Below are 26,215 nucleotides of genomic sequence, written 5' to 3'. Positions count from 1 at the left end.
CGTTTTCGGTTAAAAAGTGACCGAGTTACGATGCGTAAACCTATGGTTAATGATCTGAAAGTATAAATACTGTTTTTGCTTAAATGATTTCTTTAAAAAGCCAGTAAATTTTATTACTTGTAATTAAAATAAACGCAAAAAGTTACGATTTTCGAGACATTGTTAGATACTCTGTCTTTTTATCGTAACTTTTTGCATTATATCGTGGTCTTTTTTATTGCTATTTATTGCTTCATAAATTTCAGTCGCAGGCTGTTCATCACCACGCTGATACTTGAAAATGCCATGAGCGCGCTTGCCCACATCGGGGTTATCTGCCAATGGGCGCCGAATAAGTATGGCAGTCCGGCTGCAAGAGGAATGCACACCACATTATATATAAATGCCCAAAACAGATTTTGATGTATCATGCCTACGGTCTGTCTAGACAGTTTTATCGCGTAGGCAATTCTGCGCAGGTCGGTTCCCATCAGTGTTACTTGGGCTACGTCTATTGCTATGTCGGTTCCTTTGCCCATGGCGATGCTTACGTCGGCGGCAGCCAGTGCCTGAGTGTCGTTGATACCGTCGCCTACCATTGCCACGTGATGTCCTTCTGACTGCAACTTTCTTACCATGTCTTCTTTATCCTGCGGCATAACGCGACTCTTCCAGTGGGTTATTCCGGCTTTGTCGGCCCAATATTTGGCTGCTTCCTCCTTGTCGCCGCTCATCATATACACTTCTACGCCCTCTTCATGAAGCATCTGCATGGCCTCGCGAGCTCCAGGCTTTAGCGTTTCTCGCTGGTCAAGCGTCAGCGAGTCGGCTTTAGTGAAGTCAACATCTTTATTAGGTATTGTCAGTGTTCCCGTTTTGTCTATCACTATTGCATCTATGCGGCGCATGTTTTCAAGGGCTGTTGCGTCCTTTGTCAGGATGTTGTTGCGTGCCGCCCTGCCTATGCCAACCATCAGAGCTGTGGGCGTGGCCAGTCCGAGAGCACATGGACATGCTATAACCAATACTGATACGGCAGAAAGAACTGCGCGCGGGAGCTGACTGTCGCCGCCGACAGCATACCATAAAATAAACGTTATGAGCGACAGGCACAGCACAGCCGGTACGAACACACGGGCAATCTTGTCTGCCACGCGCTGCACCGGCGCCTTGCTGCCCTGGGCCTCCTGCACCATTCTTATTATCTGTGCCAGCATAGTCTTGTCGCCTGTAGCCTCAGCACGGAAACGGATGGTGCCCTGTTTCAGGATTGTTCCTGCAAACACCTTGTCGCCTTCGCTTCGCCGTGCAGGAGTAGGTTCGCCCGTAATCATACTTTCGTCTATATAAGTCTCGCCTGTTGTTATCGAACCGTCTACGGGAACCTTTTCTCCGGCTCTAACCTCAATAATGTCGCCTGAGCCAAGAGCAGCAATCGGAACTTCGTCTATTCTGTCCCCGTTAATAAGGTGCGCTGTCTTAGGTGCCATACCCATAAGGGCCCTAATGGCAGATGCCGTGCTGCTTTTTGCACGTTCTTCAAGCACGCGTCCTGTAAGCACGAAAGTGATAATCATTACCGATGCGTCATAATATGTATGATTTTCTATGCCGCGCGAGCCCCAAAAAGAGTCGCCCCAGAATGTGTTGAACACGCTGAACAGAAAAGAAATGAGCGTGCTCATAGCCACAAGCGTGTCCATGTTGGCAGCTTTGTGCATGAGTTGCCGCCAAGCGTTGACGTAAAACACGCGTCCGCAGTAAGCAATGTTTACCAGTGCGATTATCAGCATTGTCTGGTTTGCGGCTGATGTGCTGCCGACATTCAGCCATCTCATGGATATGCCCATGGTCAGGGCGGCAAACACCCACGACGCAGCCATGCGTCTGAACAGCTGACTATATGCATGCCGTTCAATGGCTGCAACCGATTCGTCTTCATCAATCACCAGGTCGTATCCAGCCTTGATAATCTCATCTTTCATCATCTGCGGCGTTATCACTTTCGGGTCGTATTCTACAAGGGCTGTGCGTGCCGCAAAGTTCACTGCAGCAGAACTTATTCCGTTCAGTTCGTTCAGCCTTCTTTCCACGTTGGCTGCGCATCCGGCGCATGCCATGCCTATGACGGCTATCGTCTTTTTTTCCATTGTTTAGTATGTTTTTTAAGTAATGGCATAGCCTGGCTGCAAGTCCGGTCTGAGTGCTTTGCCGTTGCGTAATCCCAGGTCGCGCCATTGCTTCTGCCTTTTCTGAGCAAAGGTAGTTATAATGTGTGGTGGAGGCGTTACGAAATAATGGAAAACATTTATAACATTTTGTCGCTATATTGTGTTGGTCAGGCTATACTTTGATGTCGCAACTGCCGCTATAGTTTGTCGAGTTGTGTCAGGTTCTTTTCCTTCAGGGCCTTAAACTGCGATGGAGTCATTCCTGTAATATTCTTGAACTGTGTGCTGAGATAGGCTACGCTCGAATAGTTCATCATGTCCGCTATTTCGCTCAGCGACATTTCTCCGTAAAACAGCAGTTCCTTTATGCGTTCAGTCTTTTGCAAGATGAAAAATTTTTCAATGGTCATGCCTGTGTTTTCTGAAAACAGCTTGCTGAGTGCGCTGTAGTCTGAACCAAGCTGCTCTGAAAGATATGCGGAGAGATTTGTTCCCGATTTGTTGTTTCTGTAATGCACAAGTTCAATGATGAGGCTCTTTATACGGTCAACAGTCTGCTGCTGTCGGTCTTCAAGCAGTTCAAAACCGAGTACCTCTAGTCCGGCACGTATTTTGGCGCGGCATTCAGAATCGACCTCTTCTTTTACGCATACAACTCCCAGCTCAACCTTTGTGGGGGTAAGTCCAAGATTGCGCAACTCATGTTCTACGGCCATCTTGCATCTGTCGCAAACCATGTTCTTGATATAAAGCACTGTATCTTTCATCTGCCGGCAAAGATAATGCATAATTTTCAAACAGAAACATAAAATATAATCAAATTTGATGCATATTCTTTCATATTGTGAATGCATGCGGTTATAATGTTTCGAAATGACATTTTGCTATAATTTTTGACCTAAAATGCTTGTTTGGTGGCTTTTTGTGGCTCGTATTTGCAGTTAAGACCATGCCAGATATGACATAAAGTGGAAAATATTGCACAATTAAAAAGCGTATGAGCATTTTTTTTGCGTCAGTGTTTTAAAATATTTTAAATACAATGCCAGTTATTGTGTATTTCATTATTAAATGATTATTTTTGCATAAGAGAAAGCCGATTATATTTTATGCCGGCCGATGTCGTTTTCCATACCCGATTTACGATGGGTTTTCGGTGTGGTGAAATTAGGATGAGGCAGGCAGCAGAAATGATTAGAAGCGGATTTTACTTAGTGAATAAAACGAATAAGATAATATATATACATAATTATGTTTGAGAATTTAAGCGACAGACTGGAACGCTCTTTTAAAATACTTAAAGGTGAAGGCAAAATAACCGAGATTAACGTGGCCGAAACCCTTAAGGATGTAAGACGTGCATTGCTCGATGCCGACGTTAACTATAAAGTGGCAAAGACATTCACGGATACTGTCAAGAAAAAGGCGTTAGGTATGAACGTGCTTACGGCTGTGAAGCCGGGGCAGATGATGGTGAAGATTGTTCACGATGAGCTTGCAGATCTTATGGGCGGCGAGAGCGTCGGCCTGAAACTTGAAGGACGTCCCGCAATAATATTGATGTCCGGTCTGCAGGGTTCTGGTAAGACCACATTCAGTGGAAAACTTGCCAATATGCTTAAGACAAAGCAGCACAAGAATCCTTTGCTGGTGGCTTGCGACGTTTATCGTCCTGCCGCTATAGAGCAGCTCAAGGTCGTGGCAGCACAGATTGGAGTTCCCGTATATTCGGAAGACAATAATAAGAATGTTGTAGAGATTGCCAACAACGCTATAAAGGAGGCTAAGACCAAAGGTAACGATGTCGTCATCATAGATACCGCCGGCCGTCTGGCTGTTGACGAGGAGATGATGAACGAGATAGAGACTCTGAAGAACTCAGTTAATCCTGATGAGACTCTGTTTGTCGTAGACTCAATGACCGGTCAGGATGCTGTAAATACAGCCAAAGAGTTTAACGACCGTCTCGATTTCGACGGCGTGGTGCTTACAAAACTTGACGGTGACACACGCGGCGGTGCTGCGATAAGTATCCGTACTGTTGTCACAAAGCCAATCAAGTTCGTAGGAACAGGCGAAAAGATGGAAGCCATAGACGTGTTCCATCCTTCACGTATGGCCGACCGTATCTTGGGAATGGGCGATATCGTCAGCCTTGTTGAACGTGCTCAGGAGCAGTTTGATGAGGAAGAGGCTAAGCGCCTGCAGAAGAAAATACAGAAAAACAAGTTCGACTTCAACGATTTCCTTGGCCAGATACAGCAGATAAAGAAGATGGGTAACATTAAGGACCTGGCTTCTATGATTCCCGGTGTGGGCAAGGCCATCAAGGATATTGATATTGACGATAACGCCTTTAAAGGCATTGAGGCGATAATCCTCAGCATGACACCAAAGGAGCGTACTAATCCTGAAATACTTAACACAAGCCGCCGCCAGCGCATAGCCAAAGGATCGGGTACAAACATTCAGGACGTTAACCGCCTGATAAAGCAGTTTGACCAGACCCGCAAGATGATGAAGATGGTTACAGGTTCAAAGATGAGCCAGATGATGGGGGCTATGAAAGGTATGAAGGGCGGTATGCCGAAGTTTTGATGTTGTTTGTTAGCGCACTGCTTTCTGTGCAGCTTTTAGCTTATGCGTGAAGTGCACATGGATGGCAGGTGGAGTATGAAATTTGATTATAAGAAAACCAAAATATATGCAATTAATTGACGGCAAGGCTACGGCGGCACAGATAAAGGCCGAAATAGCTGAAGAAGTAAGACAGATAGTGGCCGGAGGCGGCAAGCGTCCTCATCTGGCAGCAATACTCGTTGGACACGACGGCGGCAGTGAGACTTATGTAAAGAATAAGGTTATTGCCTGCGAGGCGTGTGGCTTCAAGAGTTCTCTTATACGCTTTGAGGAAGATGTAACTGAGGATGAGCTGCTGGCAAAGGTTAAGGAACTTAATGATGACGACGATGTTGACGGATATATCGTTCAGCTTCCTTTACCGAAGCATATCGATGAGCAGAAAATCATCATGGCAATAGATTACCGTAAGGACGTTGACGGATTCCATCCGGTTAATGTAGGACGTATGGCAATTGGTCTGCCGTGTTTCATCTCAGCTACTCCGTTAGGCATACTGACTCTTCTTCGCCGTTATGGCATAGAAACTTCAGGACGCAAGTGTGTCATTCTTGGCAGAAGCAACATTGTCGGCAAGCCCATGGCTCAGCTGATGATGCAGAAGCAGTATGGCGATTCAACCGTTACTGTATGCCACAGCCACTCGAAGACATTGAAGGAGGAGTGTCGCGAGGCAGACATAATCATTGCGGCAATAGGTCGCCCAGACTTCGTTACAGCTGATATGGTTAAGGAAGGGGCTGTTGTTATTGATGTCGGCACGACACGTGTTCCTGATGCTACAAGAAAGAGCGGATTCCGTCTTAACGGAGACGTGAAGTTCGATGAGGTTGCACCGAAATGTTCGTTTATCACTCCTGTGCCTGGTGGGGTGGGGCCAATGACAATATGCTCTCTTATGAAAAACACTTTGGCAGCTGGAAAAAAGGAATATTATAAGTAATGACAGCAGAAGAGTATTATTTAGAAGGCAATAAGTACCGCAAGGAAGGCAACTGGCAGGCTGCGCTCAATAATTATCTTGAGGCAATAAAGCTTGATCCGGAGAGTCCTGCGGTTGAAGCCAAACGAATGATTGACAGCATCCTTAATTATTACTGCAAGGATATGTTTAATCCATAAGTCGGTCAGTTGTGAGGCTGAATGTGACTGCTAAGTGTCATAAGATGCTTCATTTCGACTGTCTGATGCCAATGCTCAGTTCATCCTTCATGCTTATACGCGTGATTTGCTTGTTTGAGTATCTTAGTTTAATAGAACAAAAAAATTAATTAACACGGGCGGTGGTTTATTCCGCCGCTCATAATAATAACCTTAAAATAGTATTTATGAGTAAAATCAGAGGAGCTATTGTGGTCAATACCGACCGCTGCAAGGGGTGTTCGCTATGTGTTGTGGCATGCCCTAAAGATGTCATAGCGCTCACAACCACTTGTGTAAACGTACAAGGGTATGCCTATGCCGAGGCTGTAAGGCCAGACGATTGTATAGGTTGTGCCTCGTGCGGAATTGTATGCCCAGACGGGTGTATCACTGTTTATAAGAAAAAGATGGAGGATTAGCAAATGGCAGAGAAAGAAACTATTTTGATGAAGGGTAACGAGGCCATTGCCCATGCAGCTATACGCTGTGGTGCTGACGCTTATTTCGGATACCCAATTACTCCGCAGAGTGAAGTTATCGAAACTCTTGCTGCACTGAAACCATGGGAAGAAACTGGTATGGTTGTGCTTCAGGCAGAGAGTGAGGTTGCATCTATTAATATGGTGTATGGTGCTGCCGGTGCTGGTAAGCGTGTGCTTACATCTTCTTCAAGCCCTGGTGTTGCCCTCATGCAGGAAGGCATCGCTTATATGGCAGGTGCTGAAATTCCCGGTGTGTTTGTAAACGTACAGCGCGGAGGCCCTGGCCTTGGTACTATCCAGCCATCTCAGGCAGATTATTTCCAGGCAACACGTGGTGGCGGTAATGGTGACTACTATGTTATAACACTTGCTCCTAACAGTGTGCAGGAAATGGCAGACTTCGTTGATCTGGCCTTTGAACTTGCATTTAAATATCGTAACCCGGCAATGATTCTTTCTGATGGTGTTATCGGTCAGATGATGGAAAAGGTGGTTCTGCCTCCATATAAGCCACGCCGTACAGAAGAGCAGATTGCAAAAGAATGTCCTTGGGCTACAATGGGACGTACAAACGGCCGTAAGCCCAATATCATGACATCTCTTGAGATGCAGCCGGAAGTGATGGAACAGAGAAACCTCGCATTGCTGCGTAAATATCAGCAGATTAAGGACAATGAGGTTAGATATGAGAAGACTCTCTGCGACGATGCAGAATATATAATTGTATCTTTCGGTAGTGCAGCACGTATTGCAGAGAAAGCTGTCGAGCTGGCACGTGAAGAAGGCATCAAGGTCGGCTTGTTCCGTCCTATTACTTTGTGGCCTTTCCCGGAGAAAGAGATTGCAGCCCTTGCTGAAGGAAAGAAGGGTATTCTTTCTGCTGAGATTAACGCAGGACAGATGATTGAAGACATTCGCCTTGCTGTTAATGGTAAAGTTCCTGTTGAGCATTTCGGACGTCTTGGCGGAATCGTGCCAGGACCGGACGAGATTGTAGAAGCCTTAAAAAACAAATTAATGAAATAAGCCATGGATAAGAATGAAATAATCTCTCCGGAGAACTTAGCATATAAAAAACCTGCATTGTTGAACGAAACCCCGATGCATTATTGCCCGGGCTGCTCTCATGGAGTTGTTCACAAGTTGGTTGCAGAAGTTATTGAGGAAATGGGCATGGAGAACAAAACTGTGGGTGTATGTCCTGTAGGATGTTCTGTTTTCGCATACCGTTATATTGATATTGACTGGAGTGAGGCTGCTCACGGACGTGCTCCTGCTGTTGCTACTGCTATTAAGCGTGTATGGCCTGATCGTCTGGTGTTCACTTATCAGGGCGACGGTGACCTTGCTTGTATTGGTACAGCAGAGTCAATACATGCTCTTAACCGCGGTGAGAACATAACTATAATATTCATCAACAACGCCATTTATGGTATGACAGGTGGTCAGATGGCTCCTACCACACTTATCGGCCAGAAGACATCTACATGTCCTTACGGACGTACACCTGAGCTGCACGGATATCCGCTGAAGATAACTGAAATGGCAGCTTTAATGGAAGGTACATGCTATGTTACACGCCAGAGCGTTGAAACTGTGGCTGCTATCCGCTCAACAAAGAAGGCTATACGTAAGGCTTTCGAGGCATCAATGGCCGGCAAGGGTTCAAGCCTTGTTGAGGTGGTAAGTACATGTAACAGCGGATGGAAACTTTCACCTGTAAAGGCTAACGAGTGGATGAAAGAAAACTTATTCAAGTTCTATCCTAAGGGCGACCTCAAGGATACAACAGAGGACAAATAAAAAAGCAGACCTATGAAAAAGGAAATTATTATATCAGGATTCGGCGGACAGGGTGTGCTGTCTATGGGCAAGATTCTTGCTTATTCTGGACTTATGGAGGACAAGGAAGTCACATGGATGCCGGCATATGGTCCTGAACAGCGTGGTGGAACGTGTAATGTTACTGTTATCGTCAGTGACGAGCGCGTGTCTTCTCCGATCGTGAGTGAATATGATGTCGCTATCGTGCTCAACCAGCCTTCACTGGATAAATTCGAGCCGAAAGTAAAGAAGGGCGGCTTCCTTATTTATGACACATCAGGTATAATCAATCCTCCTAAGCGTACAGATATTACAGTATGTCCTATCGCAGCAATGGACAAGGCCGTTGAGATGAAGAACTCAAAGGTTTTCAATATGATTGTTTTGGGCGGACTGCTCAAGGTTTGTCCTGTTGTAAGCGACAAGGGTGTCGAGAAGGCTCTGTATAAGACTCTGCCTGAGCGTCACCATGGACTTATTCCTCTGAACATGGAGGCTATAACAGCTGGTAAGGAAATCATCGGCTAAACATAAGTTATCACTGCTCTTGCCTGGCCTTCATGGCTGGCAGGATGCAAGATAACCGGCAGACCGTTTTCAAAGGTTAGTATATTTGTTTGTACTAGCGTTGAAAACGGTCTGATTTTTTATTAAAATATTAAGAATGATGTAAACAGACTATTAAACAGTACTATTTTACATGATGAAATGCGTTATTTTGTTATGCAAAAGGTATGTTTTTGCGTTGCTTGTGTGGCATGTATATATTTTCTTGGAAAACTTATCACTTATCACATTCTTGCATAACATATTGAATGTGAGAATCTTTTGCTGTGATGAGCCTGTACTATAACTCATCACAGTAAAAGAAATGTTTGCCAAAATTATTATAAGTGGCGCAGATGATTATTGATGCTGAATATCTCAGATGGTAATTTTTTCAATTCCTCCGTATGGCGCAAGATGTTTAAAACAGTCTTTTTCACTGAATAGCTTGCCATAAATTCCTGCGCACATAAGTACTCCGCCGTGGGCAAAAATGGCAACGCGTCTGTAAGGTTTTTGCTTTAGCTCGTCTAAAAATCCGGCTACGCGCGCATACATCATCGGAAAACTTTCGCCGTTGGTTGTTGGTTGGTGCATATAGTCGTCATACCATCTTTGCAGGTTCTCATCTTCTATCTCGTCAAAGAGTTTCATCTCCCAGCTGCCCATGTTCATTTCCTTCAGTCTGTCGTCAACAACAGGATTTGCCCATCCGCAATACTCGGCAAGCTTTCTTGCTCTTGTAAGCGGTGATGAGAACACCATGTCGAACTTGAGATGATCAATGTTTTTCTTTGTTATGGCTGCTTCCTGCTCAAATGTATCGGCCACGGGCACGTCGCTCCATCCATAACATGTGCCTTTAGGCACATTTACACTTGTGTGTCTTATGAGAATAACGTCCATAATTGTCTGTTGTTGAAAAATTGGGATGAAACTGTAAGGTAGAACGACAGCTCAATAAGCAGAAACATCGCTCCGCAGCAGTCGCCCGTATATCCTCTCAGCCTACGCCAAATTAAGAGATAAAGAAAATACATAACAAGGCCGGGAATGAATATTATCAAGTCCCAGCGAACAAGTCCCCAGCATGTAAGCACGAGTGGAGCTAGCGGCGCCATGCCTTGAATAAACAGGCTTATGCCAGCCTTAATGTTCATTTTGCGGTAAACAACGTGTGCTTTCGACTCTTCTTCCGTCCGGGCATACGGCATCATCATTATAATCTGCCCTGCAAGCATCTTGCTGTAAGGGTCGGCTGCTAATACTGTCAGTGCAGCCAGTTTCGCCGGCATGGCTGTAAGAGCGAAGAAGAGAATCAGCAGATACATTACAATTCCAACTACGCCGAAGGTACCCGTGCGCGAGTCTTTCATTATGTCTAGAATGCGTTGCCTGTTGTTTCCGCCACCGCCAAAACCGTCGAAAAAGTCGGTAAGACCATCTTCATGTAAGGCTCCCGTTATCAGAAGTCTTGCCACGATAGCTATAAGTACGGCTATTGTATGCGGCAGAATCATTCCGCCAAAATAAATGACGGCAGCCATGATTCCGCCTGTAAGCCACCCTGTCAGCGGCCAGTGCTCAACCACAGTGCGGTAGCTTTCCTTAGGAGGTTCGTGCAGTCGCCAAAAAGGCAGTCTTGTAAAGAAGATAAACGACGCCCATATGTTGTCGTACCATTTAGAAGTATTTAGTGATATTCGCATTGTCAAAGTTGTTCATTTCGTTAATCATTCTGACAGAGCTGTCTATAATAGGGAAGGCACACAGCGCGCCTGTACCTTCGCCAAGCCTTAGTCCCAGGCTCAACAGCGGCTTTGCGCCAAGAAGTTCAAGCATCTTGCGGTGTCCTGTTTCGTCGCCCTTATGTCCGAAAATCATATAATTCTTTACCTCAGGGTAAAGAATGCTGGCTGCCAGAGCGCATGCTGTCATGATAAATCCGTCAACCATTATGATAATGTGACGTTCTGCCGCACGCAGCATGGCACCTATTGTGCTCACCATCTCGAAACCGCCAAAGCAGCGTATTATAGTAGTCGGGTCGGGTGTGTTGCCGTGCCTGTTTCTGAAGTTTCTCACTGCGTCTGCCAAAACCTCATATTTATGTCTTATTCCCGGCGAGTCGAGTCCTGCGCCGGCACCTACGCACTCTTCAAGCTCAATGTTTCCAAACAGACTCATCCATACGCTTGAAGGTGATGTGTTTGCTATGCCCATTTCGCCAAGACATATAATATTGCAGCCGTTGTCTGCCACGCACTTGTCAACCATTTCGCAGCCTATGTTTATGGCCTGCTCAAACTGTTCTTCAGTCATGGCGTCCTCGTATCTGAAATTGGCTGTTCCGTTTGCAATCTTGCGGTTGATTATCTCCTTATATTCCGTCAGGTCATGGTCTACGCCCGTGTCAACAAGATAAAGTCTGAAGCCATGCTGGCGGCAAAACATGTTGACACCGCCGCCGCCACGGGTAAAGTTTATCATCTGCTGCCATGTAACATCGCGCGGCGACACGCTTACGTTCTCGCGTTCAACGCCATGATCACTGCCAAAAAGAATATGGCACTGGCCCGTGAGCTTTGGCGACAATGTCTGCTGTATAAGGCAAATCTGAACTGCCAGACTTTCGAGTCTTCCAAGCGAGCCCTTGGGCTTGTTCAGATTGTCGATTTTTTTTATTATATCCTCTTTTATACCGTTGTCTGGTGCTTTTATTTCAAAATTTTTCATAATCATATAGTTTAAGGATCTTTACTGCCGGATAGAGTCTTGTGGCTTACTTTATTTTTACCGGAATGCCGCAGACCATCATTATCACCTCATCAGCCTTTGATGCCACATACTGGTTCATCCATCCCTGCATGTCGGTAAATCTGCGTTGAACGGCGTTGCCGCTCACTTCTCCGCTGCCAATTTCGTTGGTGACGAATATGAAAGTGTTGTCTTTATCCGTAAACTTGTCAAACTCTTTCTTTATTTCTTCGAGAGCCTCGCTCACAGTAGGTTGGGTGTCGGCGTCAGCTTCACGGTCAAAGAAGAAATTGGTACACCAAAGGGTGACGCAGTCAATCACTATTACCTTATTATATATGTCGTGCCTGCTGAGATATTTTTCCTCTTCAATGTTTGTCCATTGTTCACCTCTTCGTTCCTGATGTTTTCTTACTCTTTCCTTGAATTCGTCGTCCCATACGTGAGCCGTGGCAAGATATACAGGATTGTCCGAGAGGCTCAAAGCAAGTTTCTCTGCATATACGCTTTTACCCGAGCGCTGTCCGCCGGTAATAAGAATAATCTTTTTCATATAATGCAAAGGTAATGCAATTTACATTAATATGATAAAAAGTTTATTCGTTTTTTATTTCCGTAGTATTCTTTTATTTATGATTGGTATTTGCCTTTCGGGTAGTTTTGGCTGTCAGCCGTGTTTTTACCTTTATGCAGGCTATGCCATGGTTGGCTAAACTTTAATGAAAACATATAAAACTATTATGCTGCATAATGCCTGACAGCGGGAGGGACAATAAGCAATGTGAATAATAAACGTGGCGTTTAGCTTAATCAGGTATTCAAATATATTTACAAATAGGACGTTGCGGCATATTTTATTGCCGTTTTCCTGACTTTTTGTATATATTTTATATTTTTATTTTATAAAACTAAAAAACGTCATATTGTAAATCTCACAGTTAAATCACTTTTAATTTGCTGCTGCTTATTATAAAGTACCAATATTTTGTCCTTTTCTACGTTAATACATATATTTTTCTTAATCTAATTATTTGTCTCTAATAATTTGTTTTGTAAATATTAATTTGTATCTTTGTGTACTGCAATTATTAATAAATTGTTTATAATTTAAATTTTAAGAAAATGAAGAAGTTATTATTTATGTTTGTTGCTGCATTGGCAACTGCATCTGTTTCAGCTCAGACAGTAACTGAAAGCAAGACTTTCGATAATTTTTATATTGGAGTCAATGGCGGTTTTGCGACCAAAACTACCGGTCATGCATGGCTTAAGGATCTGAATCCTAATCTCGGATTGCGTATCGGCCGTAATTTCACTCCGGTATTTGGTCTTGCTGCAGAAAGCAATGTTTATTTGTCTAACAAGCCGGGCGAGTCAATCGGAACATTTGTGCGTTCGATGAATACATCTTTGCTCGGAACTGTTAACCTGAGCAACTGGTTTGGCGGATATCCTGGTGAGCCGCGTTTGTTTGAAGTTTCTGTTCTCGGCGGTTTAGGATGGGGACACGTGTTTGGTCATCCGTCTGAAGTGTATAACGACGACGCTCTTACATCTAAGGCAGCCATTGACTTTACATTTAATCTTGGCAAGGCTAAGGCATGGCAGTTCTACATTGAGCCTGCTATGATTTGGACACTTGGAGGCTATAATGGCGGAACACACGCTATTAAGTATAATGTAAACAACTCTGGCTTCCAGCTTAATGTTGGTTTCAACTACAAGTTCAAGAATTCTAACGGCACACACAACTTCACAATTGCCGAACTGCGTGACCAGTCAGAGATTGACGGCCTGAATGCTAAAATCAACGACCTGCGCAGCAATTTGAACGGTAAGGATGCACAGCTTGCTGCTAAAGACCGTCAGATTGCAGATCTGCAGAAGGCTCTTGATGAGTGCAACAGAAGACCTAAGTATGAGAAGCCTGCAACAGCAACCAACCTGCAGCCTACAGTATTGTTCCGTCAGGGCAAGTCTGTAGTAGATCCTGCTCAGTATGCTCCGATTGAGCTTATTGCACAGTACATGAAGAATCATCCTGATGCAAAGGTTGAAATTAAGGGATATGCTTCTCCTGAAGGCTCTGCAGAGCGCAACCAGCAGCTGTCAGAAGAGCGTGCGGCAGCCGTTAAGAAGATTTTGGTTAACAAGTACAAGATTTCTGCTGACCGTCTTACAACAGTAGGTTGTGGCGCTACAGACAAGCTGTTCGAGCAGGTAGAATTCAACCGCGTAGCTACATTCAACGACAATACTAAGTAATTTTACATAGTAAATCATAAAAAAATCTCCGTCCCAAATAGGGCGGAGATTTTTTTGTATAATTATATTGCATGTATAAAGCTTGTTTCCCTGAAATTAATGACTGGTTTTGCAGTCGTAACTCAGTTACTTTTGATGCAAAAGTGGGTGGTTTTCACATCAAAAACAACCCACTTTCATTTCGAAACAAAACATAGTGCAGATTCTTTCTGTATTGATTGTATTTTCTATATAACATGTTAATTTGTAATTTATTTACGGGGAAATATTACATATTTTTGGCGTCGAATCTGTTTGCATTTTGGTATCTTGTTGTTGATGCAGATTTTTATCTTTTAGTTGTCATGCCAAATCTGTTCAATATTTGCCATAAAGTTTGTCCAGTTTTCCATGTCTTTGCCGCTTGTCGTGTTTTGTGGCATTATTGATGTTATTTAGCTTTATCCGGTTTTGTTATGCCGGATCAGAGAGAGAAATATTATAATCCGTTATGATTGTCCACATGTATATTTGTGTGGCAATAAATAATTGATGCCGTTGATGTATTCCTGTTCGATTTTTTTCGCTTTTATGTCGAATATTTTTATACTTTGTTGTGTGACATTATTTTATTATATTGTCGATAATCATGACAAGTGTTTTGCATAAATGGGATAATTGTAACATCTTGAAATTGCACATTTAAGATACATATGTGCAACAAAGTCTTTCGATTTATCACATTTTATACTTGTTTTCCGATAAAATTTATTTGATGGCTTAATTATTTAGTATATTTGTTGCTGTTTGTGAGAAAAAAGTATAACTTTGCACATACGTACAAGTGAAAAATTTGAGAGAATATGAAACACAAGTTGAAAAGTACGGTTTGTACAGAAGGACGGCGTATGGCAGGGGCGCGAGCCCTGTGGGTTGCTGCAGGCATGAAGCATGAGCAGTTTGGAAAGCCCATCATTGCCATCGTCAACTCATTTACGCAGTTTGTCCCGGGACATACACATTTACATGAAATCGGCCAGATCGTAAAGGCTGAGATTGAAAGTATGGGATGTTATGCCGCAGAATTCAACACGATAGCGATTGATGACGGTATAGCAATGGGACACGACGGAATGCTATATTCGCTGCCGTCGCGCGATATCATTGCCGACTCTGTTGAATATATGGTTAATGCCCATAAGGCAGACGCAATGATATGTATCTCAAATTGTGATAAAGTTACGCCCGGCATGCTTATGGCAGCCATGCGATTAAACATACCGGCCGTATTCTGCAGCGGCGGACCTATGGAGGCTGGACGATGGAACGGCGAGAATGCCGATCTGATAACGGCCATGGTTAAAGGAGCCGACCCGAGTGTCAGCGATGACGAAATGCGCCAGATAGAGAGTTGTGCCTGTCCTGGCTGTGGATGCTGCTCGGGTATGTTCACGGCAAACTCTATGAATTCGCTCACAGAGGCCATAGGCCTTTCGCTTCCTGGCAATGGTACAATTCTGGCCACGCACAAGAACCGCATACAGCTGTTTAAGGATGCCGCGCGCCAGATTGTGACAAATGCCATGAGGTATTATGAAGAAGGAGACGAGAGTGTCCTGCCGCGCAATATTGCTACGCGTGAAGCCTTTCTGAATGCCATGACACTCGACATAGCCATGGGAGGAAGCACCAATACGGTGCTGCATCTTTTGGCTGTTGCTCAAGAGGCTGGGGCTGATTTTACCATGTCTGACATAGATGAGCTTAGCCGCAGGGTGCCTTGTCTGTGTAAGCTGGCTCCAAATACGCAGAAGTATAGCCTACAAGAATGTAACCGGGCCGGCGGAATATTCGGAATAATAAATGAACTGGCCAAGGGCGGACTGATCAACGAAGACGTGATGCGTGTTGACGGAAAAACGCTGGGTGAACAACTTAGAAAATATGACATAACGGGCAATGGCATTGATGGTGATGCGGAACGCATATACCGCAGTGCGCCTGGCAGAAAGTTTTCTACCGTCATGGGCTCGCAGGACGAACAGTGGGATACGCTCGACACCGACCGCTCGGCAGGTTGCATACGCGACATAGAGCATTCCTATACAAAAGACGGAGGATTGGCAGTCTTGTTTGGCAACATCGCACAAGACGGATGTGTTGTCAAGACGGCAGGCGTAGACCCTTCAATATGGAAGTTTAGCGGACCGGCAAAGGTCTTTGATTCACAGGAAGATGCCTGTGAGGCTATTCTCGGCGGTAAGGTCAAGAGTGGCGACTGTGTGGTTATCACGCACGAAGGCCCTAAGGGAGGTCCCGGCATGCAGGAGATGCTTTATCCAACGTCTTATATTAAGAGTATGCATCTCGGAACGGAGTGTGCCTTGATTACAGACGGACGCTTCAGCGGCGGAACTTCAGGACTAAGCATAGGGCATATCTCGCCGGAAGCCGCTGCCGGAGGCAACATCGGAAAGATAATTGATGGTGACATCATAGACATAGACATCCCCAACCGTTCAATAAATGTCAGGCTGACGGCTGAAGAGCTTGACTTGAGGCCGCAGCGCAAGCTGACCCGAAAGCGTGTAGTAAGCAAGGCCCTGAGAGCTTATGCTCAGAGCGTAAGTTCGGCAGATAAAGGCGGAGTGAGGATTATAGGTTAGTATAAGTTTTTGTGAAGTGTGTTTCATAATCGGTGCCTGCGCCTGTCGTGCGTTGGTGTAATGCCCTGCATGGCACTGTTGACGTATATTGCTTTGTGCGCACGGCTTTGTGCGTATGGCGTCGGTTATGTTACTTGTTACTTGACACAACAAAAAATATTGAGAGAGTATGGCAAAGGAAATGATAACAGGAGCAGAGGCTCTGATGAGGGCTCTGAAAGAAGAAAACGTGAAAACCATTTTCGGTTATCCAGGCGGATCTATTCTGCCGGTTTTCGATGCCCTTTATGATTATACACGCGGTGACAAAAAGGCTTTTGAGCATATACTCGTCAGGCATGAACAGTCGGCTGCACATGCGGCAGAGGGATACTCACGTGCCAGCGGAGACGTAGGAGTATGTATCGTAACAAGTGGTCCGGGAGCAACAAATACGCTTACAGGCATTGCAGATGCAATGATGGACTCAACACCGATAGTCGTTATTGCCGGACAGGTGGGCGTAGATGTGCTTGGCACTGACTCTTTTCAGGAAGTCGACCTTGTTGGCGTGTCGCAGCCTATAAGCAAGTGGAGTTATCAGATACGCCGTGCAGAGGATGTGGCATGGGCCGTAAGCCGTGCCTTTTATATAGCACGCTCAGGCCGTCCTGGTCCTGTCGTGTTAGATTTTCCAAAGAATGCCCAGGTGTCTCTCACAGAGTATGAGCCGTGTCGTGTAGACTTTGTACGTGGCTATGTGCCTTATCCCACTGTAGACGCAGAGGCCGTAAGCCGTGCTGCAGAGCTTATTAATAACGCAAAAAAACCGTTGGCACTTGTAGGACACGGTGTGGAGCTTGGCAATGCACAGCAAGAGCTTGTCGACTTTATCGAGAAGGCCGGCATACCGGCCGCCCGCACCATGCTTGGACTTTCGGCTCTTCCAACCGGCCATCCGCTTAATATGGGGATGCTAGGCATGCACGGCAACTATGCACCAAACATGAAAGAGCAGGAGTGTGATGTGCTGATAGCCATAGGCATGCGTTTCAGCGATCGTGTTATCTGTAATCCTGCCACTTATGCCAAACAGGCAAAAATAATACAGCTCGATATTGACGGGGCTGAGATAGACAAAAACGTTAAGACCGACGTTGCCGTTGTAGCTGACTGTAAGGAGTCGTTGCCGGCAATTACAAAGCTGTTAAGGCCTAATTCACACAAAGAATGGTGTGAGAGTTTCAGACCGTTGTATGAAGAGGAATACGAGAAGGTTATCAGACCTGCAACTTGCCCGTCGTCAGGTCCGCTTCTTATGGGTGAAGTGGTTAAGGCAGTGGCTGATGCAACAGGAGGCGATGCCGTTCTCGTTAATGATGTAGGACAGAATCAGATGTTTTCGTGCCGTTACTTTAGATATAACAAGAAACGCTCCGTAGTGAGCAGCGGCGGCTTGGGAACCATGGGCTACGGACTTCCGGCTGCTATAGGAGCTGCCTATGCCGTGCCTGATCGTCAGATTTGTATGTTTACCGGCGACGGAAGTTTTCAGATGAGCATACACGAACTCGGTACGATAATGGAACATCGTATTCCGGTTAAGGTGATTCTGATGAACAATAACTATTTGGGCAATGTGCGTCAGTGGCAGGATTTGTTTTTCGACAGCCGTCAGGCGTTTACAAGGATGACAAATCCATGTTACGGCGGAATATGTGACGGGTATCACATACCATATATTTTTGTGTCTGAAAGAGAATTGTTGAAGAATGCAGTTCATAAAATGTTGTCAACAGAAGGACCGTTTGTGTTGGAGTGTGCTGTTAAGGAGGAAGATAATGTAATGCCGATGGTTCCTCCGGGATGTTCGGTCAACGAGATGTTGCTTGAAGTAAACAGATAATGGCGGGTATGGAAACAAAAGACAGAAAATTATATACAATGTTGGTCTATTCAGAAAACATTGCCGGTATACTTAACCAGATAACAGCCGTGTTTACGCGGCGTCAGGTTAATATCGAAAGTCTGAATGTGTCAGCCTCAAGCATCGAGGGTGTTCACAAGTACACCATAACGGCATGGAGCGACGAAGACCTGATAAAAACAATAACCAAGCATATCGAGAAGAAAATAGATGTGATAAAGGCTGATTATTACACGGACGATGACCTTTTTATACGTGAGGTGGGGCTTTATAAACTTTCAACTGGCGAAGTGCTTGCTAATCCAGAAATATCGCGTGTAATCAGAAAGGCTGACGCCCGCATTATTGATGTAAACCCTACGTTCTGCTGCGTAATGCTGAGCGGAATGACGGAAGATATTACAGGACTCTATTACGCTCTCGACAAGTTTAAATGCTTGTTGCAGTATACCCGCAGCGGGCGTATTGCCATAACCCGCAGTAAAGTGGAGCAGGTCAGTGAATTTTTAGAATTACAGGAAAAAAATAGGAATAAAAAATGTTAGACAAAGTAGGAAAATACGAGTTTTTGGCAGAACCGTTTCATTGTGATTTCTCAAAACGTCTCTTTATGGGACATCTTGGCAATCACATGCTTAATGCCGCAGATTTTCATGCAGCCCATCGTGGTTTTGGCATGACATACCTTAACCCTTTGCATAAGACATGGGTGTTGTCGCGTCTGGCTATCGAGATGGAAAAGATGCCGCCGCAATATGCCAAGTTTTATGTTGAAACATGGGTCGAAGGAGTGATGAAATTTTTTACCAATCGTAATTTTCGTGTAGTTGATGCAGAAGACGAAAATCTGGTTTATGGCTATGGCCGCAGTATTTGGGCCCTGATAGACACAGACTCTCGTCAGCCGCAGAACATCATGGATATACGTGACGGTGAGATACTCAACTATATAGAAACAGACAAGGCTTGTCCTATTGGTGCATTGTCGCGTGTCAGGATGAGTAAAGACGCCGGGCTTGTTGCCTCTGTGCCAACTCATTACAGCGACGTTGACGTAAACGGTCATATTAACAGCGTAAAGTATATTGAGCATGTGCTCGATTTATTTGCGCTTGATACGTATCGTGAATATAGGATAAAGCGTTTCGACATTGCTTATGTGGCCGAAAGCTATTATGGGGATACGTTGAACTATTACAGGGAAGATGTTTCCGATGATGTGTTCTGCGTACGCATAACAAGAGTGCTGCCAGAGTCCTCAGAAGAAACTGAAGTCTGTAGATGTAAGATAGAATTTGTTAAAGATTAACAGTTCAAGCACTATTTTTGTTTTAACGGCAGGTGCTTACTGCTGTCTTTATGTGAAAGTAAGAAATATGTAACGTCTAATCTGCAGCCTCGGATACGGGGCTGCTTAAACAAACATTTTTATTATGGCAGAAATGAATTTTGGTGGCGTGATAGAAACAGTGGTCACCAGTAAAGAATTTTCTTTAGAGAAGGCACGTGAAGTTCTTCAGAACGAAACGATAGCTGTATTAGGTTATGGAATTCAGGGACCTGGGCAGGCATGCAATTTGCGTGATAATGGTTTTAATGTTATTGTAGGTCAGCGTGAAGGCAAAACTTATGATAAGGCTGTTGCCGACGGATGGGTGCCCGGAAAGACATTGTTTTCAATTGAAGAGGCTGCTGCAAAGGGTACGATAATATGTATGCTGCTGTCTGATGCCGGTCAGATATCGGTGTGGCCTAAGGTTAAACCTTATCTGACAAAAGGAAAGGCACTTTACTATTCTCATGGATTTGCCATAAACTGGAGCGACCGCACGGGTGTAGTTCCTCCAGGTGATGTTGACGTTATTATGGTTGCCCCAAAGGGTTCGGGCACATCGCTCCGTACAATGTTTCGTGAAGGGCGTGGGCTAAACTGTTCTTATGCCGTTTATCAGGATGCTACCGGTAAGGCTGAAGAGCGTACAATAGCATTCGGTATAGGTATCGGGGCTGGATATCTATTTAAGACTACCTTTGAGCGTGAGGCTACAAGCGACCTTACCGGTGAGCGTGGCTCGCTGATGGGTGCTATTGAAGGACTTTTTGAGGCTCAGTATCAGGTGCTACGTGAGCATGGACATTCTCCCTCAGAGGCGTTTAATGAGACTGTTGAGGAGCTTACCCAGAGTCTTGCTCCGCTTTTCGGCGAGAAAGGCATGGACTGGATGTATGCCAACTGTTCTACAACGGCCCAGCGCGGTGCTCTTGACTGGGCTCCACGTTTCCGTGATGCTATTAAGCCGGTGATGGAGTGGCTTTATCTTTCTGTAAAGTCGGGTAACGAGGCACAGATTTCCATCGACAGCAACTCTAAGCCTGATTATCGTGAAAAGCTTAATGAGGAACTGCGGCAGATGCGTGAGAGCGAGATGTGGCAGGCTGGTATGACTGTCCGCAAGCTGCGTCCTGAAAATAATTGATTATATATTTGACATGCTGATAATTATACAGGCGTGGGGCAGTGATGTTCCGCGTCTGTTCTTATTATGTAAGAGTTTGTATTGTTGTATCTGGATAGATGCTCGGATGTGTCTGGTATTCAGGTTGTAGCATACGGTCTGTTATCCTTTTCTGAGCACTACCATTCCGTCTGAGAGATATATTTTTTCTTCGTTTAGCATGTATTCAACAGCGTATTCTATTGCATCTCTGTTGAAGTTAATGTTTTTTATCTCTGTGATGCAGTGTGGTTTTTTATCGCTGAGGAGTTCTGTAATAAGTTCCTCGGCTCTTTTCTGTTCGTTTTTGTTTTCGCGGTGCTTTTTATGTGCAATACAGACATCGCATTGGTTACAATCAGTAGAGCGCTCTTCGCCGAAATACCTTAGCAGCTGCCGGCTGCGGCATATGTCGTCATTTGTAGCATAATTTATCATGGCCTCGATGCGCTCCATGTATTCTTTCTTACGGTTGTCGTATATTTCCTTGCTCAGCACCAGACGCTCCATTTCTTCGCGTCGCTGAGTGTATGTTATGTGTGGAATTTTTTTCCTTGGTATGAAATGAAGAATACGGCGTGCAGTCATGTCTTTCAGAATCATGTATGTTTCAGGCACGGTTAGTCCGGCTTGCTGTGCCACAAGACTTTCGTCAATGTAGCAGAAGTCGGAAAATAATCCTCCGTAGCACCTTAGCAGTGCCGTTATCACAGCATTCTCCCTTTCGTTGAGGCTGTCGAGCATATTCAGTTCGTTGCGGCCTAGAAGCATTCTTATCTGAGCCTTATTGTCTGATTCTTCGTCATAGTCGATATATCCGGCTCTGGAAAGAATCTTTAGTGCCGATCCTGCTTGTATGGGAAAATGCTTAAAGGCAACACAGAAGCGGTCGATGTTGAATTCGAATCTGCATCCTTGTCCGCTCCCCATGCCTATTTGATAAAAGTAGGCAAGATGTTCATACACAAGGCGTATATAGTCTTTGTCTGGGAATGTCTCTTCTATTCTTCTTCTCAGTTTGCCTTTGTCGCTGCCGTTATAAAGCAGTACGGCATAGGCTTTCTTTCCGTCGCGTCCAGCTCTTCCTGCTTCCTGAAAATATGCTTCTGGAGAATCAGGGCAGTCGTGATGTATAACGAGTCTTACGTCAGGTTTGTCTATGCCCATTCCGAAGGCATTTGTGGCAACCATAACGCGTGCCTTGCCCTCATGCCATTCCTTCTGGCGTTCGTCTCTTGCGGCACTTTCCAGTCCGGCATTATAGTAGGTTGCGCTTATCTTGCGTTTGCATAGCTCGGCTGCAATTTCTTTTGATCGCTTACGGCTTCTTACGTAAACAATGGCTGAGCCGCTTACACTATTGAGAATGTGGAGCATCTCTTCAAACTTGTCATCGGCCTTTCTTACGATATATGCAAGGTTTTTGCGTTCAAAACTCATCTTGAACACATTTTTTTCTTTGAAGCCGAGTTTGTCTTGAATGTCGTCTACAACCTTTGGTGTTGCTGTTGCTGTCAGGGCCAGTAATGGTGCGTCTGGCTTTAGTTTTCTTATGTCTGATATCTTGAGATAAGACGGCCTGAAGTCATAGCCCCACTGACTTATGCAGTGGGCTTCGTCAACTGTTATGAAACTTACGTTCATATGGCTCATCTTCTTCTGGAATAGTTCAGAAGACAGGCGTTCAGGTGATACATACAGGATTTTTACTCCGCCGAATATGGCATTTTCTAGTGTAGTTATAATATCTGCATGCATCATACCCGAATAAACAGCTGCCGCCTTGATGCCTTTGTGCCTAAGGTTTACTACCTGGTCCTTCATCAGTGCAATCAAGGGCGTGATGACGATGCATACCCCTTTCATTGAGAGAGCCGGCACCTGAAAAGTAATTGATTTGCCTCCGCCTGTCGGCATCAGACCAAGTGTGTCACGTCCGGCGCAGATACTGTCGATAATCTCTCGCTGAATGCCCCTAAAGTCGTCATACCCCCAGTTGTCGCGAAGTATCTTTCTGTATTTGTCGTCAGCCGTCACCATTGTTTGTGTATATGATTTATTTTGTCTGTCCACGAAATATGCAAGCGTTTCCGTGGACAGACAAAATATTGTTAGTTTGTTTCTTCTTCGTCTTCAGCAGGACGTATGTCCTCTATTTGCAGCTGGATACCATTGTGTTTAAAAACATTGTCTTCAATGGTGTATGCAATGTCAAAGCTGCGTTTTGATTTTATATATCGTGCCGATCCGCTTTGCCCGAAAGCAATGCCGTTCATCACGTTGTTTGATTTTGAGTCTACAAGTTCGAGTTTTATGTGTTCCTGTTCTCTTCCTACCACCTTGCTTGTGCCAAAGTCGTAAACGTCTGTAGTGCAGAACAGGGGTTTGGGATTTTGTGGACCAAACGGACTTAGCTTCTTGATTTCAGAATGCAGCTTACGCGTTATATCTTTGAAGTCGATTACAGCGTCAATGTTGAGTATGGCTTCTGTCTGTTCGGGTTGTATGTGCTCGTCAACATATTTCTGAAAACGTTTCATGAATTCGGGCACATCTTTCCATTTCAGTGTCAGACCGGCAGCGTAAGTGTGCCCGCCAAAGTTTATCAGCAGGTCGCGGCAGCTTTTTATGGCGGAATAAACGTCGAAGCCCGTAACGCTCCTTGCAGAACCTGTGGCCAGATCGTCTTCACGCGTCATTACTATTGTTGGACGAAAATAGATTTCTGTCAGCCTTGAAGCCACTATGCCAATTATGCCTTTCTTCCAGTTTTCGTCATACAGCACAATACTTGAGCGCCTGTTCTGACTCTCTATTTTTGCCACAATCTGGTTGGCTTCTTCTGTCATTTGCTTGTCAATGTCCTTGCGCTGCTCGTTGTATTCGTTTATATGCTTTGCCTCTTTAAGTGCGCTGCCAAGGTCTTTTTCAACAAGCAGGTCTACGCTCTCGCGTCCGTTCTCCATGCGTCCTGATGCGTTGATGCGTGGTCCGATTTTGAACACTATGTCGCTCATTGTTATCGTGCGTCCGTTTAGTCCGCAGATATCAATGATGGCTTTTAGTCCGATGTTCGGATTCTGGTTGAGCTGTTTAAGACCGTGGTATGCCAATATTCTGTTTTCTTCCACTACGGGCACAATGTCTGCAGCTATACTTACTGCGCAAAAGTCGAGCAGGGGCACTAAACGTGAGAATGGTATGCCGTTGTTCTTGGCGAAAGCCTGCATAAACTTGAAGCCTACACCGCATCCGCACAAGTGCTTGAACGGGTAAGAGTCGTCAGGGCGTTTGGGGTTAAGTATTGCTACAGCCGGAGGCATAATCTCGTCGGGCACGTGATGGTCACATATAATGAAGTCGATGCCAAGGCTCTTGGCATATTCAATTTCGCTTATGGCCTTTATGCCGCAATCGAGGATTATTATCAGTTTTACACCAGTTTCATGGGCATAGTCAATACCCTTATAGCTCACTCCATATCCTTCGTCGTAGCGGTCGGGTATGTAGTAATCTATGTTAGAGTAGAATTGCTGTAAGAATTTATACACGAGTGCGACGGCAGTGCATCCGTCAACATCGTAGTCACCATACACCATAATGCGCTCTTTTCGTCCCATGGCATCGTTCAGTCTGTCAACGGCCACGTCCATATCCTTCATAAGGAACGGATTTATCAGGTCGTTGAGCTGAGGACGGAAGAAACGTTTAGCAGCAGATTCGGTGGTAATGTTTCGCCGTATTAATATTCCGGCCATAACGGGGCTTATGCCCAGTTTTGCTCCCAGCTCTTCAGCTGCCTTTTTCTGTTCTGATGTTGGTGATTCGTAGTTCCATTTGAAGTGCATTTATATTGTTTTTTATTTCTCTTTCCCGGTTGCCATTGTCAATTTGTATAAAATGGCGTGTAAAGTTACAAATAAAAAACAAGAAAACGGTGATTTCTGACAGAAAAGTTCAGAAATCACCGCTTTTGTTCTTAAGCTACATTGTAACTGCTTTTGTTTGTCCTGCCGGTTTTAGGTGCCCGTCTCCTGCAGCTTTTTGCTGACATTCGAAGGCTTTTATGTCTTTTATGCAGCAACCTCGTGTTGTCTGTCTGCAATGTTATGTTTCCGGTCAGTCCAGCAGTTGGCCGTATGTTAGTTTAAGCCGAGCTTTTTACGGATATCCTTAGGAATGGCGTTCTTGTTAACCATGAAGCTCATAGTCTTGTATGCAACATAGTTCTTTGACATGTACCAAATTCCTTTGTAGTCGCCATACTCGCCCCAAGAGTTCTTAACCATATAGTATTCGCGTCCGTTCTTGTCTTTAGCGATACCGAAGATTACCATTCCGTGGTCGTCAGTTGTCTCCCAGTTGTCGAATGCTTCCTGGCGCATTTCCTGTGTAGGAACGATTTCAGGAGCGTCAACTCCGAGAGAATCGAGCTTGCTCTTCTTTTCTGTAGAAGAAAGCTTGAACCATCTGTCTGCGTCTGTTCCGGCCATGCTGCGTACTTTCTTTACGTCGTATGCGATACCGAGACCCATGCGTGTGAATCCGTCTTCTGTAACGTCGCCGCCCCATGCTACGGTGTAGCCTTCGTTGATGGCATTGTCAATAATCTTCATCATCTCGTCCATAGGAACATTGTATGATGTTGCCCAGCGCCAGTTGTCCTGAACTTCTACAGGGAACTGTGTGTAGAACGGGTGATGTGTGTAGCTTGTTATTGAAACATAGTCGTCAAAGTTGAGGCCGAGGCTTGCTGCGAATGTCTGCGGAGTATACTTCTTGCCTTCATAAACAAACTCCTTCGGGCATTCTCCTAAGTATGAGTCGATTATACCCTGCAGACCTTTCTGCCACTGCTTAGAAATCTTCTTTGCCTTGCTCTTTGATACAGCTGCAACATACGGCTCCATAACACCGAAGAACTCTTCGAAGTTAGCCAGAGAGTCGCCTGTCAGAGTGCCGGGTGCCGGCATGGCTGTTTCAGGGCAGATACCGTGGTTCTTAAGGATATAGAGCACGTCCTCAGAGCTTCCGCCCTGTGAGAACTGGCTGTCGCCGTGCATTCTTACTGTAAGGATGGCACGCTCCATGTAGTCCTTGTTGGCTACGAACATTTCGCAGAGGTCGTAAGTCTTGCCTGTCTTTTTCAGAATTTCGTTCTCAAAGAAACTCAGTGTAGAGTAAGCCCAGCAGGTACCGCTGCGGTTCTGGTCTTTGATACTTGTGATCTTGTTCTCCTTAATGGTTGTGAACACAGGTTTGTTCTTTTCCGCAGTTCCTTTCTTGTCCTGCGCGTTCATGCCTGTTGCTATACAAGCCAACAGAGCCATTGCAATTAACTTTTTCATTTTTCTATAAGTAT

22 protein-coding genes are annotated in these 26,215 nt (G+C 45.0%); 13 read left to right on the top strand and 9 right to left on the bottom strand.

Annotated elements, in window-relative coordinates; translation table 11 throughout:
- Positions 1-224: 224 nt before the first annotated feature.
- Positions 225-2,129, bottom strand: coding sequence for a heavy metal translocating P-type ATPase (locus EJL04_RS06950; RefSeq protein ID WP_125104483.1), 1,905 nt, complete (start codon positions 2,127-2,129; stop codon positions 225-227).
- Between the two features lie 218 nt (positions 2,130-2,347).
- On the bottom strand, positions 2,348-2,917 hold the full coding sequence (locus tag EJL04_RS06945) for a helix-turn-helix domain-containing protein (RefSeq protein ID WP_125104482.1): 570 nt from the start codon (positions 2,915-2,917) through the stop codon (positions 2,348-2,350).
- 484 nt (positions 2,918-3,401) lie between these two features.
- On the opposite strand from EJL04_RS06945, the gene ffh reads away from it, so the two are divergent.
- From ffh to EJL04_RS06910, 7 genes are all read left to right on the top strand, one after another.
- The gene (gene ffh / locus EJL04_RS06940; RefSeq protein WP_125104481.1) at positions 3,402-4,748 is read left to right on the top strand and encodes a signal recognition particle protein; all 1,347 of its coding nucleotides are present in this window, start codon (positions 3,402-3,404) and stop codon (positions 4,746-4,748) included.
- Between the two features lie 106 nt (positions 4,749-4,854).
- On the top strand, positions 4,855-5,733 hold the full coding sequence (gene folD, locus EJL04_RS06935) for a bifunctional methylenetetrahydrofolate dehydrogenase/methenyltetrahydrofolate cyclohydrolase FolD (RefSeq protein WP_021853320.1): 879 nt from the start codon (positions 4,855-4,857) through the stop codon (positions 5,731-5,733).
- Positions 5,733-5,912, top strand: a complete 180-nt coding sequence (locus tag EJL04_RS06930) for a tetratricopeptide repeat protein (protein WP_021853319.1) — start codon at positions 5,733-5,735, stop codon at positions 5,910-5,912. The genes folD and EJL04_RS06930 overlap by 1 nt, the downstream gene beginning before the upstream one ends.
- A 206-nt stretch (positions 5,913-6,118) precedes the next feature.
- Complete coding sequence (locus EJL04_RS06925) at positions 6,119-6,352, top strand: 4Fe-4S binding protein (protein ID WP_021853318.1); 234 nt, start codon at positions 6,119-6,121, stop codon at positions 6,350-6,352.
- 3 nt (positions 6,353-6,355) lie between these two features.
- Positions 6,356-7,441, top strand: coding sequence for a 3-methyl-2-oxobutanoate dehydrogenase subunit VorB (locus EJL04_RS06920; protein ID WP_053397706.1), 1,086 nt, complete (start codon positions 6,356-6,358; stop codon positions 7,439-7,441).
- Between the two features lie 3 nt (positions 7,442-7,444).
- A complete protein-coding gene (locus EJL04_RS06915) occupies positions 7,445-8,218 on the top strand; it encodes a thiamine pyrophosphate-dependent enzyme (RefSeq protein ID WP_021853316.1) in 774 nt (257 codons plus the stop codon).
- A gap of 12 nt (positions 8,219-8,230) precedes the next feature.
- On the top strand, positions 8,231-8,767 hold the full coding sequence (locus EJL04_RS06910) for a 2-oxoacid:acceptor oxidoreductase family protein (RefSeq protein WP_021853315.1): 537 nt from the start codon (positions 8,231-8,233) through the stop codon (positions 8,765-8,767).
- A gap of 396 nt (positions 8,768-9,163) precedes the next feature.
- On the opposite strand, the gene cobC is transcribed toward EJL04_RS06910, so the two are convergent.
- The 4 genes from cobC to cobU are packed head-to-tail and all read right to left on the bottom strand — an operon-like array spanning position 9,164 to position 12,095.
- Complete coding sequence (gene cobC, locus EJL04_RS06905; RefSeq protein ID WP_125104480.1) at positions 9,164-9,691, bottom strand: alpha-ribazole phosphatase; 528 nt, start codon at positions 9,689-9,691, stop codon at positions 9,164-9,166.
- The gene (locus tag EJL04_RS06900; RefSeq protein WP_125104479.1) at positions 9,673-10,494 is read right to left on the bottom strand and encodes an adenosylcobinamide-GDP ribazoletransferase; all 822 of its coding nucleotides are present in this window, start codon (positions 10,492-10,494) and stop codon (positions 9,673-9,675) included. Before EJL04_RS06900 ends, cobC begins: the two co-directional genes overlap by 19 nt.
- Entirely contained in the window at positions 10,469-11,521 is a 1,053-nt protein-coding gene (gene cobT, locus EJL04_RS06895) for a nicotinate-nucleotide--dimethylbenzimidazole phosphoribosyltransferase (protein WP_125104478.1), read from the bottom strand. The genes EJL04_RS06900 and cobT overlap by 26 nt, the downstream gene beginning before the upstream one ends.
- Positions 11,522-11,567: 46 nt before the next feature.
- Complete coding sequence (cobU, locus tag EJL04_RS06890) at positions 11,568-12,095, bottom strand: bifunctional adenosylcobinamide kinase/adenosylcobinamide-phosphate guanylyltransferase (RefSeq protein ID WP_125104477.1); 528 nt, start codon at positions 12,093-12,095, stop codon at positions 11,568-11,570.
- Positions 12,096-12,664: 569 nt separating this feature from the next.
- Between cobU and EJL04_RS06885 the strand changes: the two genes are divergently transcribed.
- The 6 genes from EJL04_RS06885 (at position 12,665) to ilvC (ending at position 20,835) form a co-directional block, all read left to right on the top strand.
- Positions 12,665-13,807, top strand: coding sequence for an OmpA family protein (locus EJL04_RS06885; RefSeq protein ID WP_125104476.1), 1,143 nt, complete (start codon positions 12,665-12,667; stop codon positions 13,805-13,807).
- An 842-nt stretch (positions 13,808-14,649) separates the two neighbouring features.
- Positions 14,650-16,452 (top strand): dihydroxy-acid dehydratase, encoded by a 1,803-nt coding sequence (gene ilvD / locus EJL04_RS06880; protein ID WP_125104475.1) that lies wholly within the window; start codon positions 14,650-14,652, stop codon positions 16,450-16,452.
- Between the two features lie 169 nt (positions 16,453-16,621).
- Positions 16,622-18,337: a biosynthetic-type acetolactate synthase large subunit gene (ilvB, locus tag EJL04_RS06875; protein WP_053397712.1), complete on the top strand. Its 1,716-nt coding sequence runs from the start codon at positions 16,622-16,624 to the stop codon at positions 18,335-18,337.
- 8 nt (positions 18,338-18,345) lie between these two features.
- A complete protein-coding gene (gene ilvN, locus EJL04_RS06870; protein ID WP_053397766.1) occupies positions 18,346-18,903 on the top strand; it encodes an acetolactate synthase small subunit in 558 nt (185 codons plus the stop codon).
- Positions 18,897-19,667: an acyl-[acyl-carrier-protein] thioesterase gene (locus tag EJL04_RS06865; RefSeq protein ID WP_125104474.1), complete on the top strand. Its 771-nt coding sequence runs from the start codon at positions 18,897-18,899 to the stop codon at positions 19,665-19,667. Before ilvN ends, EJL04_RS06865 begins: the two co-directional genes overlap by 7 nt.
- A gap of 124 nt (positions 19,668-19,791) precedes the next feature.
- Positions 19,792-20,835 carry a ketol-acid reductoisomerase gene (gene ilvC / locus EJL04_RS06860; protein WP_021853371.1) on the top strand — a complete coding sequence of 348 codons (1,044 nt, stop codon included), beginning with the start codon at positions 19,792-19,794 and terminating at the stop codon, positions 20,833-20,835.
- 141 nt (positions 20,836-20,976) lie between these two features.
- Here the strand turns inward: ilvC and EJL04_RS06855 are convergent, their stop codons facing one another.
- The 3 genes from EJL04_RS06855 to EJL04_RS06845 all read right to left on the bottom strand — a co-directional run bounded on the left by EJL04_RS06855 (position 20,977) and on the right by EJL04_RS06845 (position 26,201).
- On the bottom strand, positions 20,977-22,893 hold the full coding sequence (locus EJL04_RS06855) for a RecQ family ATP-dependent DNA helicase (protein ID WP_125104473.1): 1,917 nt from the start codon (positions 22,891-22,893) through the stop codon (positions 20,977-20,979).
- Positions 22,894-22,964: 71 nt separating this feature from the next.
- Positions 22,965-24,701, bottom strand: a complete 1,737-nt coding sequence (gene recJ / locus EJL04_RS06850; protein WP_021853369.1) for a single-stranded-DNA-specific exonuclease RecJ — start codon at positions 24,699-24,701, stop codon at positions 22,965-22,967.
- 294 nt (positions 24,702-24,995) lie between these two features.
- Positions 24,996-26,201 (bottom strand): C1 family peptidase, encoded by a 1,206-nt coding sequence (locus EJL04_RS06845; protein WP_021853368.1) that lies wholly within the window; start codon positions 26,199-26,201, stop codon positions 24,996-24,998.
- Between the last annotated feature and the right edge of the window lie 14 nt (positions 26,202-26,215).

Source organism: Prevotella marseillensis (assembly GCF_900625065.1).
GTDB lineage: Bacteria > Bacteroidota > Bacteroidia > Bacteroidales > Bacteroidaceae > Prevotella > Prevotella rara.
The sequence above is the reverse complement of the archived record's forward strand: the minus strand, read 5'-3'. Positions and strand labels throughout refer to the sequence as shown.

Coding starts and splice junctions, on each gene's coding strand:
- EJL04_RS06855 (WP_125104473.1), bottom strand. CDS start 22,893: ATGGTGACGGCTGACGACAAATACAGAAAGATACTTCGCGACAACTGG.
- EJL04_RS06910 (WP_021853315.1), top strand. CDS start 8,231: ATGAAAAAGGAAATTATTATATCAGGATTCGGCGGACAGGGTGTGCTG.
- EJL04_RS06945 (WP_125104482.1), bottom strand. CDS start 2,917: ATGAAAGATACAGTGCTTTATATCAAGAACATGGTTTGCGACAGATGC.
- EJL04_RS06865 (WP_125104474.1), top strand. CDS start 18,897: ATGTTAGACAAAGTAGGAAAATACGAGTTTTTGGCAGAACCGTTTCAT.
- EJL04_RS06930 (WP_021853319.1), top strand. CDS start 5,733: ATGACAGCAGAAGAGTATTATTTAGAAGGCAATAAGTACCGCAAGGAA.
- cobC (WP_125104480.1), bottom strand. CDS start 9,691: ATGGACGTTATTCTCATAAGACACACAAGTGTAAATGTGCCTAAAGGC.
- EJL04_RS06950 (WP_125104483.1), bottom strand. CDS start 2,129: ATGGAAAAAAAGACGATAGCCGTCATAGGCATGGCATGCGCCGGATGC.
- recJ (WP_021853369.1), bottom strand. CDS start 24,701: ATGCACTTCAAATGGAACTACGAATCACCAACATCAGAACAGAAAAAG.
- folD (WP_021853320.1), top strand. CDS start 4,855: ATGCAATTAATTGACGGCAAGGCTACGGCGGCACAGATAAAGGCCGAA.
- EJL04_RS06925 (WP_021853318.1), top strand. CDS start 6,119: ATGAGTAAAATCAGAGGAGCTATTGTGGTCAATACCGACCGCTGCAAG.
- ilvN (WP_053397766.1), top strand. CDS start 18,346: ATGGAAACAAAAGACAGAAAATTATATACAATGTTGGTCTATTCAGAA.
- ilvC (WP_021853371.1), top strand. CDS start 19,792: ATGGCAGAAATGAATTTTGGTGGCGTGATAGAAACAGTGGTCACCAGT.
- cobT (WP_125104478.1), bottom strand. CDS start 11,521: ATGAAAAATTTTGAAATAAAAGCACCAGACAACGGTATAAAAGAGGAT.
- EJL04_RS06885 (WP_125104476.1), top strand. CDS start 12,665: ATGAAGAAGTTATTATTTATGTTTGTTGCTGCATTGGCAACTGCATCT.
- EJL04_RS06915 (WP_021853316.1), top strand. CDS start 7,445: ATGGATAAGAATGAAATAATCTCTCCGGAGAACTTAGCATATAAAAAA.
- ffh (WP_125104481.1), top strand. CDS start 3,402: ATGTTTGAGAATTTAAGCGACAGACTGGAACGCTCTTTTAAAATACTT.
- ilvD (WP_125104475.1), top strand. CDS start 14,650: ATGAAACACAAGTTGAAAAGTACGGTTTGTACAGAAGGACGGCGTATG.
- EJL04_RS06845 (WP_021853368.1), bottom strand. CDS start 26,201: ATGAAAAAGTTAATTGCAATGGCTCTGTTGGCTTGTATAGCAACAGGC.
- EJL04_RS06920 (WP_053397706.1), top strand. CDS start 6,356: ATGGCAGAGAAAGAAACTATTTTGATGAAGGGTAACGAGGCCATTGCC.
- EJL04_RS06900 (WP_125104479.1), bottom strand. CDS start 10,494: ATGCGAATATCACTAAATACTTCTAAATGGTACGACAACATATGGGCG.
- cobU (WP_125104477.1), bottom strand. CDS start 12,095: ATGAAAAAGATTATTCTTATTACCGGCGGACAGCGCTCGGGTAAAAGC.
- ilvB (WP_053397712.1), top strand. CDS start 16,622: ATGGCAAAGGAAATGATAACAGGAGCAGAGGCTCTGATGAGGGCTCTG.